Genomic DNA, 15108 nt, shown 5'->3' on the forward strand with positions numbered 1-15108 from the left:
CATGCCCCCTCCTTACGCCCCCACCCGCGCGCCCGGCACCTGGGACGTGATCGTCGTCGGCGCCGGCCCGGCCGGCGCCACCGCCGCCCGCGTCGCCGCCGAGAACGGCTGCGAGACGCTGCTGCTGGAACGCGCCGCCATCCCCCGCTACAAGACCTGCGGCGGCGGCCTCATCGGAGCGTCCCTCGCCGCCCTGCCCCCCGGCCTGCCCCTGAACATCCACGACACGGCCGGCCAGTTCACCTTCGCCCTCAACGGCCGCAGAGAACGCACCCTCACCTGCGATTCCCCGACCTGTGCCATGGTCTACCGCAGCGAACTCGACGCGGCACTGACCGAAGCCGCCGCCACGGCGGGCGCAGAGGTCCGGGACAGCACCGCGCTGAGCACCCTGGAGCAACAGGGCGACACCGTCACCGTGCGGACCAACCGCGGCGACACTCTCCGCGCCCGAGTCGTCGTCGGCGCCGACGGCAGCGCCAGCAGAGTCGCCCGGTACGTAGGAGTGCGGTGCGCACAGGTCGACCTCGCCCTGGAGGTCGAGGTGCCGGTCGACGAACGGACGGCCGACCGATGGCGAGGCCGTCTCCTGATGGAATGGGGACCACTGCCGGGCTCCTTCGGCTGGGTCTTCCCCAAAGGGGACGTCTGCACCGCCGGAGTGGTGGCCGCCCGTGGCAACCCCGTCGCCCTGCGCGCCTACAAGGAGGACTTCCTCCAACGCCACGGACTTCTCGGTCCCCGTCCACTCCACGACACCGGCCACCTGACCCGGTGCCGCCGCCCCGACTCCCCACTGGCCCGCGGGCGCGTACTGGTCGCCGGTGACGCCGCGGCTCTCGTCGACCACTGGTCACGAGAGGGCATCTCCTACGCCCTGCGCTCAGGAGACCTCGCGGGTCACGCCGCCGCCCGCGTCGTCACCGCCGCCGACGAGGCGGAGGCGAACACCGCCGCCGACCACTACGGACGGCAGGTCGACGACGTCCTCGGCGTCGAAATGCGCGCCAGCAGCTCGCTGATGAGCCTCTTCGCCCGCAACCCCGGCCTCGTTCACACAGCCCTGACCCGCCTGCCTCCGGCGTGGCGCCGTCTCGACGCCTACATCGCCGGCCGCACCAGCGTCGCCGGAATCATGACCACGCCCTTCGCGCGCACCGCCACCGCACTGGCCACCCGCCTTCCACCGGGCCCCGCGAGAACACTCTCGCCCGAACCGCTCTGCTCCTGAGAGAGACTCGATTCCCCAGGTCGTCGTCCGAGGTCCGCTGTCCGACGGAGCTCGGACGGTATGGCGTCCTGGGGTCAGCGAGGCGGTCCGGGTCCGCGTGACCGGCGGCCTTGCGCGCGGGCCTCGTCGGAGCTGTGCGGAGGATGCTCAGCAGGAGGCGATCACGCGCCGTCCGGTGCACGTCGAAGAGAACGCGCCTCGACCACCGGTCGGCAGCCTCACGGTCCGCCGTTCCCCTACGAGACCGCGCTGTCCTCTTCCCCGTACGCCCTGCCGAGCCTGCGGGCCTACGCCCACGCCTGCCACCTCGCCTACCGCAGCGACCGGCCCACCCGCTTCGCCCGCATGCTCGACGACTTCGCGCTGACTGACGCACAGCGTCATGCCATCAACCGGGCAACGCGGAAACGCTCTCCCGGCAGCGTCAGATCAGCGTCAAGACGCGGAAGCAAGTCAGGTCAGAGGCCCTTTGCTGCGGGCTCAAGGATCGCGACGCACTCCACATGGTGGGTCATCGGGAACAGGTGCGATTCCGTGCCGCCGAAGAAGCCGCAGGTCAAGAGGACTTTCTGATGCTTGCGCGGTGGAATTTTGGGGCCGGAGCGTCAAATGAGCGTCACGCGAGTCGGGCATGTCGGTTCCCGCGTCCGGCTGGGTCGCCAACTGCCGCCAGTGAGGCGGCGACCGACACAGCCTTCGGAGAGTGTGGTGAGACCAGGGCACCAGGGTCGAACCAGTGCACATGGCGTTCGATCGCCTCCAGACCGCGCGGGGGAGCGGAACTTCCCGACCGCTCTTGGAGCTCTTTGGGTACGCCTTGATGCCGCTCCTGGTGTTGAACCCCACCACGCACAAGCGCGAGCGGCGTTGGTCGACCCGATGGCGGTGCAACCCTGATAGCTCGCCCCACCGAAGGTTCGTGTGCGGCAGAAGGAACCTCACCCGGTCCACGCCCGAACTCACTGCGGTACACCACGCCCTCTAACCCGTTGCTGACACCGCTCAGCATGAGCCGCATCCGACTTCTCGCGCGGCCTCGCGTCCTAGGTGCCCGCTTCGAGGCAGGCCGGCGGGGTTTGCAGGCTAGGCTTGAGTGCTTGTAGGACGGCTCGCACGAAGGCCGGGTGAACGGGGCGTGTTCCAAGAAGCCAGGTCTGGTGGATCGGGCCGTGGACGAGCGCCACTACCAGTTCTAGATCGAGGTCACGGCGTATCTGTCCTTCGTCGCGTGCCTTCGCGAGACGTGCGACGCATTCGTCGATGGAATCCCTGAGGATTCGGCGCACACCTTCGGCGGCGACGTCCTCGGTCTGCGCTGCGGCGACCAGACCGCGCCAGATCGTCCCGAACTCGCTGTCGAACAGCTGCATGACGTTGGCGGCCTGGGTGGCCAGATCGGCCATGACGTCGCCGGTGTCGGGGTAGCCGATAGCAGCGTCCCGGCGAGCCTCCACACCTTCGAGGAGGATCGCTGCTTTGGAGGGCCACCAGCGGTAAATCGTCGCTTTGCCCACGCCTGCCCTGGCCGCGACGGCCTCGATGGTGGTTGCCGTGAATCCGAGCTCGGCGCAGATCGCGAAAGCCGCCTCAACAATCGCTTGGCGGGCTTTCTCGCTGCGGCGAGACTGCTCTGGGGACATGCCGCGATCCTACCCAGGTGGAGCAGAACGTTTCGTTCATGCAAGTGGCTGGAGCTGGCGACACATTGCACGCCGACGAAACGCTCAGTGTCACGTCGCTCCAGGCGCCCAGGTTCGCCCACGACGCTGGAACCGCACGGCAGAGCCCCGAGGAGCGACCCCTCTACGCAAACACCGTACTGCGGCGGCTAGTTAGGGCGGCAACCCCCACGGCGTGGTATGATCCCATACATGGGTTCTCTGTGATAGTTGATTCTAGCGTGTGACCGCGTCGAGCACTGCTCCGTGGTCATACCTCGCGTGCGTGTTTCCGCACCGCCCTTGACCGACAGGTACGGCCGTTCCGGCGTGTTCCCTTGATGGTATTCCTCGCGGCTGCGGGCGTACGCGGACACAACATCCTCGTATCGGTTGTGCTCAGGAGGACCCCTTATGCATTCCGCCCAAGTAGCCCTGCACGACATCACCAAGCGTTTCGCCGACCGCGTGGTCCTGGACCGTGTGGACTGCACCGTCAAGCCCGGGGAGAAGGTCGGCATCGTCGGTGACAACGGATCGGGCAAGTCGACGCTGCTCAGTCTGATCGCGGGTCGTACCACGACCGACAACGGGACGGTCACCGTGGTTGCGCCCGGCGGCGTGGGGTATCAGCCGCAGTCGCTCGAACTCCCGGAGAACGCCGTCGTCCAGGACGCCGTCGACCTCGCCCTGGCCGACCTGCGCGAGCTGGAAACACGCATGCACCAGGCCGAGGCCGACTTGGCGACCCAGGCCGACGAAGCACGGCCGAACGAGGAAATGGCTCGGCTGTTCGAGGAGTACGCGGAGCTGCTGGAGCACCACACGGTCCGGGGCGGGCACGAGGCGGACACCCGGGTCGACATCGCGCTGCACCACCTCGGTCTGCCGGGACTGAAGCGGAGCCGGCCACTGGCGACCTTGTCCGGGGGCGAACGCTCGCGTCTGGCCCTGGCCGGCACGCTGGCATCCGCCCCGGAGCTGCTGCTGCTGGACGAGCCGACCAACGACCTGGACGAACGGGCGGTGACCTGGCTGGAGGAACGTCTGCGCCAACACCGCGGCACCGTCGTCGCAGTGAGCCACGACCGGGTGTTCCTGGAACGCATCACTACAACCGTCCTGGAGGTCGACTCCGGCCGGGTCGCCCGCTACGGCGACGGCTACGACGGTTATCTGTCCGCCAAGGCCGCGGAACGCCGCCGTCGGCTGCGGGAGTACGAACAGTGGCGCGCCGAGTTGGAGCGCAACCGCGAGCTGGTGTCCACCCACGTATCGCGGATGGACGGCATCCCGCGCAAACTGCCGCTCGCCAACTTCGGGGCCGGCCAGTTCCGGACGCGGGGACGCGTGCACGGCGCGACGTCCCGGATCCGCAATGCCAAGGAGCGGGTGGCGCGGCTCACCGAGAACGCCGTCGCCCGGCCCGCGGATCCGCTCGCATTCTCGACCGTGCTCACCACCACCACCGAACCGGAGACGGCACCGGGCACGGTGGCGGAGCTGGCGGACGTACGGGTGGGCGACCGGCTGCACGTCAGGTCACTGCACGTCGGACGCGGTGAGCGGATGCTGGTCACCGGCCTCAACGGAGCTGGGAAGACTACGTTGTTGCGCGTGCTGGCCGGTGAACTGGCGCCCGTGGAGGGCTCAGTCACCGTGACCGGCCGGGTCGGCCACCTGCGGCAGCACCCCAGGCAGTGGCCGTCCGACATGGACGTGCCGCAGGCCTTCGCCCAGGGGCGGGGCGGACATCCTGACGAACATGTCGAAGAGTTGCTGGCCCTCGGGCTGTTCAACCCCAACGACCTGCGGCGGCCGGTGGGCGAGCTGTCCTACGGTCAGCGCCGTAGGATCGAACTCGCCCGGCTGGTGAGTGACCCGGTGGACCTGCTGCTGCTGGACGAGCCCACCAACCACTTGTCGCCCGCTCTCGTGGAGGAGCTGGAGCAGGCGCTGACGGACTACCGGGGCGCCGTGGTGGTGGTCACGCACGATCGACGGATGCAGCAGCGGTTTGCCGGGGCCCGGCTGCATCTGCACGGCGGGCGGGTCACCGCCTTCGCGACGAGCGGCCCGGCACCTGCCGGGGGCGGCTCCCGGCGGGTCCGGTGAGGCCGGTCAGGCACGCCTGAGGGTGGCCTCAACCGCCCCGCCAGGTCTGCCCACCCGGCGCGCGCGTCCTCGTGGAGCGGGCTGAGCACCGACTCGGCAGTTGCACGCGCCGAATTCGCCGAGCAGCCGCGCCAGGCGGCCGGCGCGTTGCAGCTCGTGTGTCAGGTCCTCCAGAACGCAGGCAGACGCCTGCGGCCGCGAGCCTGACACCCGGTTCCGATGTGTCATGTCCCCGGCCCCGGTCATGGTGCGGGGGCTTGGGGGACCCGGTAGCTGCGCCGGCATTGCTCGTAGGCGGGCAGGGTTCCACCAGCGACAGCCTCGGCGAGGGTGGGGGCGGCGGCGTCCCGGGCCGACCGCACCACGGGCTCGTCCAGGTTCCACGGAAGGCCCAGGGCTGGGTCGAAGGCGTCGACATCGATGATGGTGCCGTGCACGTACTCCCGGTCGCACAGGTAGTTCATGCAGGTGTCGTCAGCGAGGGCGACGTAGGCCAGGCCGAGGCCGTCGGGCAGGTAGAGGGCGGTGGCGCTGTCGGGGTCCTGCCGGAGAACGTCGTGCTGGCCGAAGGCCGGTGAGCCCAGTCTGAGGTCGACGACCATGGTGAGGGCGGCGCCCCGTACACAGGAAATGATCTTGCCTTGGCCGGGGGGCATGGTGGTGCCGTGGATGCCGCGGAGCACATTGCGGTGGGAGACCGTGAAGTTGACCTGCCGGAGTTCGAAGGCGTGCCCGGTGGCCGCCCGCAGGGTCTCGTACCGCAGGCCCTCGTAGAACCGGCCGCGGTGGTCGGGGAGAAGGTCCGGGTCGATTCGGTAGGCGTCGGGTACGGCCGTTTCCGTGATGCGCATGGTCGGATTCCCACTGGTCGGAGGGCTGACTGTCGTGAGCCGGCTGACGGGTTCAGGAGGGGGCGGGCAGCAGCTCTTCGACGACGGTGGCCGCCGCCGTGGCCCCGCCGGCCGTCCGGATCCGTTCGCGCATCTGCCGCAGCCGGTCGCGGATCCCGTCGTCGGCGAGCACGCGCCGTGCGGTGGCGCGCAGGTCCGCCGCGGTCGCCTTCGGGGGCAGCTGGGCGCCCAGGCCGAGTTCGGCGATCCGGCGCGCGGTGGCCCGCGGTTCCGTCATCACCGGTACGGCCAGCACGGGGACGCCGTACGAGAAGGCCTCCATGGCCGTGCTCAGCCCGCCGTGGTTCACCACCAGGGCCGTGTGCGGGAAGACCTCCGCGAGGGGGACGAAATCCCGCACCCGGACGTTGTCCGGCAGCGCGCCCAGGTCTTCGGGGGCCAGACCGCCGCCCAGGACCAGCAGGACGTTCCAGGGTTCGTCGCGGAAGGCCTCGACACAGGCCCGGAAGAAGTCGGGCTGCTTGTTGTAGAGGGTGCCCATGCTCACCATGACGAGCGGCCGCCCGTCGCCCGGCGGCTCCCAGGTGCCGTGGAGGGAGGCACGGGGCGCGCAGGGTCCGACGAAGTGGTGCTGGTCGTCGAAGGTCTCCCCCGCGTACTGGAAGTGGCGGGGCATGTAGAGCAGGGCGGGGCCGCCCTGGATGCGTCCGGTGAAGGTGCCCGCGTCTTCGTCCATGCCCTGCGCGCGCAGCAGTTGGTCGATTCCGCCGACGAGTGAGAGGAGGGCGGGGTCGTCGGGGAGGCCGGCCGCCTCCGCATCGGGCTGCATGGACCAGTGCTCGTTGGCGGCGTACGTGGGGGTGCTCCGGATGACGGGTATCCCCCACCGGTCGGCGAGGATGCGCCCCGTCCAGAACGACGAGGGGTCGTTCACGATCACGTCGGGGCGGTCCTCCCGGAAACTCCGTTCCAGCGGCTCCACCGTCTCGTCGGTCATCTCCAGCAGCCACTGCAGGATCCGGAGTATCTCGCCCTTGTCCGTGTACTCGTCGGAATTCTGCTGCGGGACCATGTGGGCACGGAACCGTTCCTGGTCCATGGGGTACGTGACCACCTCCGCGCCGACGCGCTTCGCTCGCTCCGCAATGTCCTCCGGAGCCTCCGGCAGTGCGTAGGTGACGCGGTGACCGCGTGCCACGAGTTCCTCGGCCACTCCCAGGCTCGGATTCATGTGCCCGGGTACCGGGAGGACAAAGAATGCGATGTGAGGCACGCGTAACCCTTCGTTGGGTTCGTTCGGTTCGTTCGACGGGTTTTTCGGTCGTATGAAGACGTATGAATTGGGGAGGCGTGGGGTCGTCGGCGGACGGGATGAAAAGCGCCGTCCGGGAGTACGGCGCCACATGCTAGGAGCGCCGTCCCCCGGGGGCAACAGGAAGATGACATAGTTCGGTTCGCTCTTTTCCGCGCTTTCGTCCGCGTCAGGTGACAAAGTGCCGTCCGATTCTTCGCCCGTCCGGCACGGGGGCGCGAGAATTCGGCAATGATCATCACTGCGTGCCGCATCTGCGGCAATCGTGAGCTGCTCCCGGTACTGGATCTCGGCGAACAGGCGCTGACCGGTGTGTTCCCGACGCGCCGCGACCAGGAGGTGCCCTCCGTGCCGCTGGAGCTGGTCGTCTGCTCCCCCGCGGGCTGCGGGCTGGTGCAGCTGCGCCACACCCCGGACGCGGATCTCATGTACGGCGACGACTACGGCTACCGCTCCGGCATCCGGCCGTTCATGGTCCATCACCTTCACGACAAGGTGGCGGCCATTCGCAACCTGGTGGAGCTGGGCCCCACGGACCTGGTTCTGGACATCGGCAGCAATGACGCCACTCTGCTGCGCGGCTATCCCGAGGACGGGCCACAGCTGGTCGGTATCGACCCGACCGGCGGGAAGTTCCGCGACAGGTACCCGGCGAAGGCGGAACTCATCACTTCGTACTTCTCGCGGGAGACGTTCGAGAACCGGTTCGGCCGACAGCGGGCGAAGGTCGTCACCTCCATCGCCATGTTCTACGACCTGCCGGATCCCACGCGGTTCATGCAGGACGTCCACGACATTCTCGCCGACGACGGCGTCTGGGTCATGGAACAGAGCTACATGCCGTCCATGCTGGGTGCGGACGCGTACGACGTGGTGTGTCACGAGCACCTGGAGTACTACGCGCTGCGGCAGATCGAATGGATGGCGGAGCGGGTGGGGCTGACCGTGGTCGGGGCCGAGCTGACCGCCGTCTACGGCGGCAGCCTGTGCGTGACGCTGGCCAAGAGCCCCGACCGGTATCCGCGCGACGAGGCCGGGCTCGCGCGGATCCGCGCTCAGGAGGCGGCGGCCGGGCTCGACACGACCGCTCCCTTCGAGGCCTTCGCGCGGCGCGTCGAGCGGCAGCGGGAGGTACTGCTGGAGTTCCTGGCCCGGTCCCGGGAGGCCGGGAAACTGACCCTGGGGTACGGCGCCTCGACCAAGGGGAACGTCATCCTCCAGTACTGCGGGCTGACGGAGCGGGACCTGCCGTGCATCGGTGAGGTCTCCCCTGAGAAGGCGGGCCGTTTCACGCCCGCGACGCGCATCCCCATCGTGTCCGAGGAAGAGGCCAAAGCCCAGAAACCGGAACAGCTGCTGGTACTGCCGTGGATCTACCGGGACGGCTTCGTCGAGCGGGAGCAGCAGTTCCTGGCCGGGGGCGGAAAGCTGGTCTTCCCGCTGCCGGCGCTCAGCGTCGTCTGAGGAGCTCCGAGGGCTACCCCTCTTATGGCGTCGGCCGCCACCGCCGGGACGGATGGTTCCGGGGGTGGCGGCCTTGCCGGTTTCGCTCCGGGGGGTGCCGCCACCGGTCGTGTGACGTCGGTGGCACCACCTGTCTCGCCCCGGTGCCGGCGCCGATCCGCGCACCGCGCCGACCGGCGCGTAAGCGCTCACCCCCACCGGCCGATGCGCCACCGCTCACCCCGCCCCGGCCGGCGCGTCTCCGCTCACCCCGAACTTGCCGCCCGCGGTCCCGCGTCGCCCTCCCCCGGCCGTGCGACGTGGCCCGGTACGAGGAACAGGGCGTCCAGCTCCGCCAGTTCGGCTTCGCCGAGGTCCAGGTCGAGGGCGCGGAGCGCCGAGTCGAGTTGGTCCATCGTGCGCGGTCCGATCACCGCGCCGCTGATCCCCGGCCGCGACAGCACCCAGGACAGGCCGACCTCCGCCGGGTGTTCCCCGATGCGATCGCAGAAGCTCTCGTACGCCGCGATGTTGGCCCGCAGGGCGGGCAGGAGTTCCTGTGCGCGGCCCTGGGCCGACTTGACGGCGGTGCCTTCCGCCAGCTTGCGCAGCGCACCGCTCAGCAGTCCGCCGTGCAGCGGCGACCAGGCGAACACACCGACCCCGTACGCCTGGGCGGCCGGGATCAGCTCCGCGTCTGCTCTGCGCACCGCCAGGTTGTACACGCTCTGCTCCGAGACCAGCCCCATGAGGTTGCGGTGCTGGGCCGTCTCCTGCGCGGCGGCGATGTTCCAGCCGGCGAAGTTGGACGAGCCGACGTAGCAGACCTTTCCGCTGGTCACGAGGCGGTCCATGGCCTGCCAGATCTCGTCCCAGGGGGCGGCGCTGTCCATGCGGTGCATCTGGAGAAGGTCGATGTGGTCAACGTCGAGGCGGCGCAACGACTGCTCGCAGGCGGCGATGATGTGCCGGGCCGACAGCCCGCCGTCGTTGACGCGGTCGCTCATGTTCTCGCCGACCTTGGTCGCCAGCAGGACGTCCTCCCGCCGGACACCGCTCTTGGACAGCCAGCGGCCGACGAGTTCCTCGGTGTGTCCCTTGTGGACGCGCCAGCCGTAGATGTTGGCCATGTCGACGCAGTTGACGCCGTGGTCGAGCGCGGCACTCATCAGTCGCGCGGCCTCGGCGTCCTCCACCCGTCCGCTGAAGTTCACCGTGCCCAGCCAGAGTCGGCTCACCAGAGTCGCGCTGCGTCCGAGCCGTACGTACGGTGTCCTCTTTCGGTCCTCGCTCACGCTCGGATTCTTCCCTTCAACTCGACCATGGGGCCTGTGGGGCCGCCGGTGTCCGGTCACCGCTCCCGCGACGTGCTCGCCTGCGCGGCGACCAGTTCGGCCGCCAGTTCGTCCAGCCCGTCGTGCAGCGGGACGGAGGGGGACCATCCCGTCACCGCTCCGAAGGCCGCGGGGTCGCATTCCGGGGTGTGGAAGTCGCCCGCCGCGGCGAAGTCGGGCGGCTCCACGGAGAGGACCGGGACGGGCGGGCGTCCGGTCCGTTCGGCCACGGCGTCCGCGAGGGAGCGGAACACGTCGCCGAGCTGGACCCGGCTGCCGCTGCCGACGGACCAGTCGCCGCCCTGGAGGCCGGGCAGGTGGTCCAGTGCCGTGACGAAGGCGCGGGCGGCGTCACGTACGTGGAGGAAGTCGCGTTCGACGGTGCCGTCGTGCCACATGGTGAGCGGCGCGTCGTCGAGGGCGCGCCGGGCCATCGCGGCGAGCACGCCACGCCCGAGCGAACCGGTCAGCGGCGAACGGCCGTAGACGGTCGACAGCCGGAGCACGGCGCCGCGGACCGCGCCCCGTGCGGTGGCCTCGCGCAGCAGTTCCTCGGCGGCCATCTTCTGTCGGGCGTAGGCAGCGCGGGGCAGGCCGCTGGGTCCGGCGGCCTGCGCGGTGCTCGCGAAGACCACCGCGGGCGCGGGAGCCTCCCGGTGTTCGAAGGCGGTGACGAGGTCGCGCATCAGGCCGACGTTGACCTGCTCGGAGTCCTCGCCCGCGGCGCGCCAGGAACGGCCGTCGCCCACGTGTGCGGCGAGATGGACGACAGCGTCAGCTCCCTCGACGGCGGCGGCGAGCGCGCCGGGCCGGGCGAGATCCGTCCGGTGGCCCTCTATGTCGGCCACGGTCCGCGGTGGCGCGGGGGCCAGGCCCCGCGCCACCGCGCGTACCTTCACCGGCAGGCCGGCGAGGCGGTCGATGACGGCGGGCCCGAGGAATCCGGACGCACCGAGTACGACGATCAGTGGTCTGCGTGTGTTCTGCGACTGGTTGAGCAATCCGGCAGCGAGCTTCACATGCCTCCTCATCCACCCATCCTCCGAGAGAAAAAACGTATCAGAGGGGTGACCGCCCTACGAGGGCTAACGTGCCAGTTCGGCCTGTACGAGGGCGATTTGACGAAGGTGTGTCAGGTCGGCACACCCCTGCGGGCGACGGGCGGTGCCGAGGCCCCCGGACGCGTGCCCCGGCACGGCGCCGCGGTGCCCGGACCACCGCCAGGACCGCTCCTGCGGCGCGGGGGCGGCCGGGGCCGGTGGTCCGGTCACTCCTGCACCCGGAGGTGGTGGGCGTCCGCGGCCACCGCTGTGCACCGGCCACCGCGGCCACCGGCCAAGTGGGTCGTCTGCCGACCTGTGGCCACCGGAGCCGTCCGACGAAGCTGAGGGCCTCTCGGGCCCAGCCGGCAAGAAGCATGGCTCACCCTGACAACGAGGAGCTTCATGGGGTCGCTGATCACTGCTCTGACGACACACGACGACCCGGCCGACAGCCCTGACAGACACCTCAGCGACGAGGTGTGCGAGTCGGTTCTGGCCTCACTGCGCCGCCGCGACCAGCGGCACAAGGGACAGCTGTACGTGAACGGGCTGCTGACCGCGCAGGGCCGCAAGACGATGCGGAACCTCGCCACCAGCACGCGGGAACCCGCCGCCGCACAGAGTCTGCACCACTTCATCAGCGTCTCGACCTGGGGCTGGCCCGAGGTGCGTGCGACGCTCGCCCGCCGGATGGAACGGCTGATGACCCCGCACGCCTGGGTGGTGCGGCCCATGGTGACACCCAAGAGCGGGGTGCACTCGGTGGGTGTGCGGCGTCGCTTCGTACGCCACCTGGGGCAGGCGGTCACCAGTCAGTACAGCCATGGGCTGTGGCTCGCCGGCCAGCAGGCCGCGGCGCCGGTGAACTGGCAACTGTCCGTGGAGGGAGCCCAGTTGAAGGGCACCCTGGCCGGTGGGCACGACGCCGCGCCGGGGGTCACGGACGACGCGGGCCGGTCCTCGGACGACGCCGGGCGTTCCTCGGACGACGCCCGGTGCTCCTCGGACGACACGGCGGTCGCGGTGGTCCAGCAGTCCGCTTCCTGGGGGCTCGCGCCGCGGCCGGTGGTGATGGACGCCCGGGACGTGCCGCCCGCGCCGCTGATCGAGGCGTTCACCGCCGCCGGCCTGCCGTTCCTGCTGCGGGTGGGGAGCAGCACCTCGCTGCTGGCGCCGGATCTGTCGGGCGGGCAGCGCCGGCTGCTGTCGGCGCCCGCGGAGCACCTCAGCACCCTGGCCACCTCCCAGCAGCGGCCCGTCGAGTGGGTCGACCCGGCCCTGCCCCGGTCGATACGCACCAGCCTGGTCGCGCTGATGCCGGTGCTGTGGCCGGGGGGCGCCGTGCCGCGCCGGCCGCGGCCGGCCGGCGTCCCGGTGGCGGGCCCGCGGCGGACCGGCGGCGCGGAGCTGCTGCTGATGGGCGAGTGGCAGCCGAACAGGCGGCGGGTCGCCGAGCTGTGGCTCACCAACATGACCCACGCGGGCCGCGGCACCCTGCTGCGGCTGAGCAAGCTCACCAGGCGGGTCGACACCGACTTCGCCCACATCTGCGCGGATGTCGGCGCCCAGGACTTCGAAGGTCGTTCGTACCACGGGTGGCACCGGCACATGACGATGGTCTCCCTGGCGCACGCGGTCCGCGTGCTGGCGCAGGAGAACCGGGTGGGCGAGGAGTGGGAGCGGTCCGGGTGACGGGTCAGCCCTCCTGGGACGCCGAGTGGTCGGTGCCCGGCCTCTGTGACGCGTAGCGCGTCCGGTGCAGGCGCAGCGCGAGCTGCAGTTCCAACGCGTGGTCCGGCTCCTGCCAGTCGCGGCCGAGCAGCTGGCCGATGCGTTCCAGGCGCCGGGAGACGGTGTTGGGGTGGACGTACAGCAGCTCGGCCGCGCGGGTCGGACTGCACGCCGCCTGGAAGTACGCCTCCAGGGTCTCGACGAGGCCGGTGAAACGCTGTGCGTCGTATTCGACGACCGGACCGATGATCTTGTTGACGAATTCGGTGACGTCGTAGTCCTCGGCGAAGAGCAGCCCGAGGAAGCCAAGGTCCCGTGCGCAGGCCGCGCGCCCCTCGCCGCCCATGGCGACGAGGGTCTCCATGCAGCGCATCGCCTCCTGGTAGAAGCGCTGGATGGACTCCGGACCGTCCGCGGGTCCGGCGGCCCCGACCGTCACCGGGACCTCCAGCGCCATGCCGAGCCGGGCGGACACCTCGTGTGCCATGGCCGCCGGGTCGTCCCCGGGCAGCAGCAGCACCACGTAGTCCTCCCGGCTCGCCTTCAGGCCGCCCCGGCGCTGCACCCAGGCCGTCGCCCGGTCGGTGGCCTGTTCGGCGACGGGGGCGTCGGGGCGGGCGATGACCACGATGTGGGGGCGGTCGAGCCGCACCTGGAGCCGGCGGGCCCGGGCCACCGCCACCTCGGCGGGGTGGTCGATGCCGATCAGGTCTTCCAGCAGGTCGTCCCGCCACTGGTGGTCGGCGCGGTCGGACCGCCGCAGTTCGAGCACCATGCTCACGACGTTGGCGACGGCGAGCAGCAGTTCCGGGGTTCCGGCGCCCTCGGTCCCTGCCGGGCGGTACAGCAGCCAGCCCGGGTCGGAACGCGCGGTCAGCGTGGCCATCCAGGTGCCGTCGGCCAGCTTGACGGGCAGCCCGGAGGCGTGCACGTCGAGGTATGCCCTCTCCAGCTCGGCCTCGTGCGGCCGGCGTACCTGTCCGGAGGCGCGGAGGACGTCCCCGTGCCGGTCGTAGACGTCGAGCGCGCCGCCGAGTTCGCGGACGCCGTGGTCGAGCACTTCGCCTAACTCGGCTCCGTTGAGTACGAGTTGAAGCAGTCTCTGCTGGATGCGGGCGGGTCCCGGTGCGCCGGGTTCGACGGCCTGGCCGTCCGGCCGCGGAGCACCTTCCCGTCCGTCGGGCCGGGCGGGGGGCCGGCCCGAGGTGACGGCGACGGCGGCGATGTCGGCGAGTGCCTGGAGCAGTGCCACGTCGTCGGGCGGGAACTCGTGCGCGCTGCGGTCGGCCACGTACAGGAAGCCCAGCTGCTCGCTGTCCGCCCGTAGGGGGACGGCCAGTACGGCGCGCAGCCCTTCCGCGCGCACGGTCCGGTCGACCACGGGATCGTGGGCTATGCCGTCCTCGGTGTCGTAGTCGGCCGCCCAGAAAGGTCCTTGGTGCCGGGTGACCGCCCCGCCGAGTCCCCGCGCGGCGGGCACCCGCAGGCCGAGCAGCCGGGTGGTGACGGCGCCATCGACGGCGCTGAGCACGGCGTCGCCGCCCGGTTCGTCCAGCAGGGCGATGCCGGCGAGGTCGCTGTGCATCAGCATCCGGGTGCGACGGACGATCTGGGCGAGCGCCGCTTCCAGCTGCGGGGAGCGGGTCAGCTCCCGCACCACGTCGATGAGGCCGGTCAGCTCCGCCTCCCGCCGCCGGCCACGGCTCACGCGGTCGGCGATCTGGAGCGCGAGGTGCTTGGCCCGTTCGAGGTCCTCGACGCTCTCGGCCCCGGCCGCGCCGGCCCGCTGTACCAGTTCCTCGTACCGCCAGGCCGGAGCGTCGGCGGTGAGGAGTTCCAGGAGTCTCAGTGCGCCCCCCGTGCCCTTGAAGCTCTCTTCTCCCATCAGCGCCCCCGTTAGTTACTGGTAACCCGTGACGGGTTCCGGCTGCCCCGGCGCCGTCGCCTGACGCGCGGAGAAGCGCCGGAGCCGGGCGACGACTGGCCGGCTTCATGCCCTTTCCACGCCCTTAGCTGATCGCTGGTCAAATTCGATCATTGAAGCGACAAGAACGGTACAGAATTGACATGTTGGTCTGCGGCGATTAAATGATCATTTCAGGTAATCGTCAAGGGTGCCTAGGCCGGAAGCGGTTGATGGCGTCGAGGTGCTTCGCCCGGAGTTCGTGGTCGCGGACGCCGAGGCCTTCGCGGGGGGCGAGGGCCAGGACGCCGACCTTGCCCTGGTGCAGGTTGCGGTGGACGTCGTAGGCGGCCTGGCCGGTGTCCTCCAGGGAGTACACCTTGGAGAGGGTGGGGTGGATCTTGCCCTTGGCGATCAGGCGGTTGGCCTCCCACGCCTCGCGGTAGTTGGCGAAGTGCGAGCCGATGATCCGCTTCAGCGACATCCA

At 70.5% G+C, this 15108-nt stretch carries 10 protein-coding genes and 1 pseudogene; 4 read left to right on the forward strand and 7 right to left on the reverse strand.

Features of this window, described 5'->3' with window-relative positions:
- The first annotated feature begins 1 nt into the window (after window position 1).
- Complete coding sequence (locus ABZX79_RS01870) at window positions 2-1231, forward strand: geranylgeranyl reductase family protein (RefSeq protein WP_355249989.1); 1230 nt, start codon at window positions 2-4, stop codon at window positions 1229-1231.
- Window positions 1232-2274: 1043 nt separating this feature from the next.
- Here the strand turns inward: ABZX79_RS01870 and ABZX79_RS01875 are convergent.
- Window positions 2275-2871, reverse strand: coding sequence for a TetR/AcrR family transcriptional regulator (locus tag ABZX79_RS01875; RefSeq protein WP_355249991.1), 597 nt, complete (start codon window positions 2869-2871; stop codon window positions 2275-2277).
- 432 nt (window positions 2872-3303) lie between these two features.
- Here ABZX79_RS01875 and ABZX79_RS01880 point away from each other — a divergent pair, with 432 nt between their 5' ends.
- Window positions 3304-5004: a TlrC/CarA/OleB/SrmB family ABC-F type ribosomal protection protein gene (locus ABZX79_RS01880; RefSeq protein WP_355249993.1), complete on the forward strand. Its 1701-nt coding sequence runs from the start codon at window positions 3304-3306 to the stop codon at window positions 5002-5004.
- A gap of 242 nt (window positions 5005-5246) precedes the next feature.
- Here ABZX79_RS01880 and ABZX79_RS01885 read toward each other — a convergent pair whose 3' ends face one another.
- Together ABZX79_RS01885 and ABZX79_RS01890 are read right to left on the reverse strand one after the other, a co-directional pair.
- Window positions 5247-5855, reverse strand: coding sequence for a dTDP-4-dehydrorhamnose 3,5-epimerase family protein (locus ABZX79_RS01885; RefSeq protein ID WP_355249995.1), 609 nt, complete (start codon window positions 5853-5855; stop codon window positions 5247-5249).
- Between the two features lie 52 nt (window positions 5856-5907).
- Complete coding sequence (locus ABZX79_RS01890; protein WP_355249997.1) at window positions 5908-7260, reverse strand: macrolide family glycosyltransferase; 1353 nt, start codon at window positions 7258-7260, stop codon at window positions 5908-5910.
- A gap of 138 nt (window positions 7261-7398) precedes the next feature.
- On the opposite strand from ABZX79_RS01890, the gene ABZX79_RS01895 reads away from it, so the two are divergent.
- Window positions 7399-8631 (forward strand): class I SAM-dependent methyltransferase, encoded by a 1233-nt coding sequence (locus ABZX79_RS01895; protein WP_355249999.1) that lies wholly within the window; start codon window positions 7399-7401, stop codon window positions 8629-8631.
- 245 nt (window positions 8632-8876) lie between these two features.
- Here ABZX79_RS01895 and ABZX79_RS01900 read toward each other — a convergent pair whose 3' ends face one another.
- Together ABZX79_RS01900 and ABZX79_RS01905 are read right to left on the reverse strand one after the other, a co-directional pair.
- Window positions 8877-9905 (reverse strand): aldo/keto reductase, encoded by a 1029-nt coding sequence (locus ABZX79_RS01900; RefSeq protein WP_355250001.1) that lies wholly within the window; start codon window positions 9903-9905, stop codon window positions 8877-8879.
- 56 nt (window positions 9906-9961) lie between these two features.
- Entirely contained in the window at window positions 9962-10975 is a 1014-nt protein-coding gene (locus tag ABZX79_RS01905) for an NAD-dependent epimerase/dehydratase family protein (RefSeq protein ID WP_355250003.1), read from the reverse strand.
- A 414-nt stretch (window positions 10976-11389) separates the two neighbouring features.
- On the opposite strand from ABZX79_RS01905, the gene ABZX79_RS01910 reads away from it, so the two are divergent.
- Window positions 11390-12679 carry a transposase gene (locus ABZX79_RS01910; protein WP_355250005.1) on the forward strand — a complete coding sequence of 430 codons (1290 nt, stop codon included), beginning with the start codon at window positions 11390-11392 and terminating at the stop codon, window positions 12677-12679.
- A 4-nt stretch (window positions 12680-12683) separates the two neighbouring features.
- On the opposite strand, the gene ABZX79_RS01915 is transcribed toward ABZX79_RS01910, so the two are convergent.
- Both ABZX79_RS01915 and ABZX79_RS01920 read right to left on the reverse strand, forming a co-directional pair.
- On the reverse strand, window positions 12684-14603 hold the full coding sequence (locus tag ABZX79_RS01915) for a helix-turn-helix domain-containing protein (protein ID WP_355250006.1): 1920 nt from the start codon (window positions 14601-14603) through the stop codon (window positions 12684-12686).
- A 223-nt stretch (window positions 14604-14826) separates the two neighbouring features.
- Window positions 14827-15108 (reverse strand): annotated as a pseudogene (locus ABZX79_RS01920) (crotonyl-CoA carboxylase/reductase); the annotation flags it as partial.

Origin of the sequence: Streptomyces sp. NPDC002994, assembly GCF_040611155.1 — a bacterium.
Classification (GTDB): Bacteria; Actinomycetota; Actinomycetes; order Streptomycetales; family Streptomycetaceae; genus Streptomyces.

Bases quoted from the DNA above. Each gene is read 5' to 3' on its own strand.
- ABZX79_RS01870 (WP_355249989.1), top strand. From the start codon at position 2: ATGCCCCCTCCTTACGCCCCCACCCGCGCGCCCGGCACCTGGGACGTG.
- ABZX79_RS01880 (WP_355249993.1), top strand. From the start codon at position 3,304: ATGCATTCCGCCCAAGTAGCCCTGCACGACATCACCAAGCGTTTCGCC.
- ABZX79_RS01885 (WP_355249995.1), bottom strand. From the start codon at position 5,855: ATGCGCATCACGGAAACGGCCGTACCCGACGCCTACCGAATCGACCCG.
- ABZX79_RS01910 (WP_355250005.1), top strand. From the start codon at position 11,390: ATGGGGTCGCTGATCACTGCTCTGACGACACACGACGACCCGGCCGAC.
- ABZX79_RS01890 (WP_355249997.1), bottom strand. From the start codon at position 7,260: ATGTGGCGCCGTACTCCCGGACGGCGCTTTTCATCCCGTCCGCCGACG.
- ABZX79_RS01915 (WP_355250006.1), bottom strand. From the start codon at position 14,603: ATGGGAGAAGAGAGCTTCAAGGGCACGGGGGGCGCACTGAGACTCCTG.
- ABZX79_RS01875 (WP_355249991.1), bottom strand. From the start codon at position 2,871: ATGTCCCCAGAGCAGTCTCGCCGCAGCGAGAAAGCCCGCCAAGCGATT.
- ABZX79_RS01905 (WP_355250003.1), bottom strand. From the start codon at position 10,975: ATGAGGAGGCATGTGAAGCTCGCTGCCGGATTGCTCAACCAGTCGCAG.
- ABZX79_RS01895 (WP_355249999.1), top strand. From the start codon at position 7,399: ATGATCATCACTGCGTGCCGCATCTGCGGCAATCGTGAGCTGCTCCCG.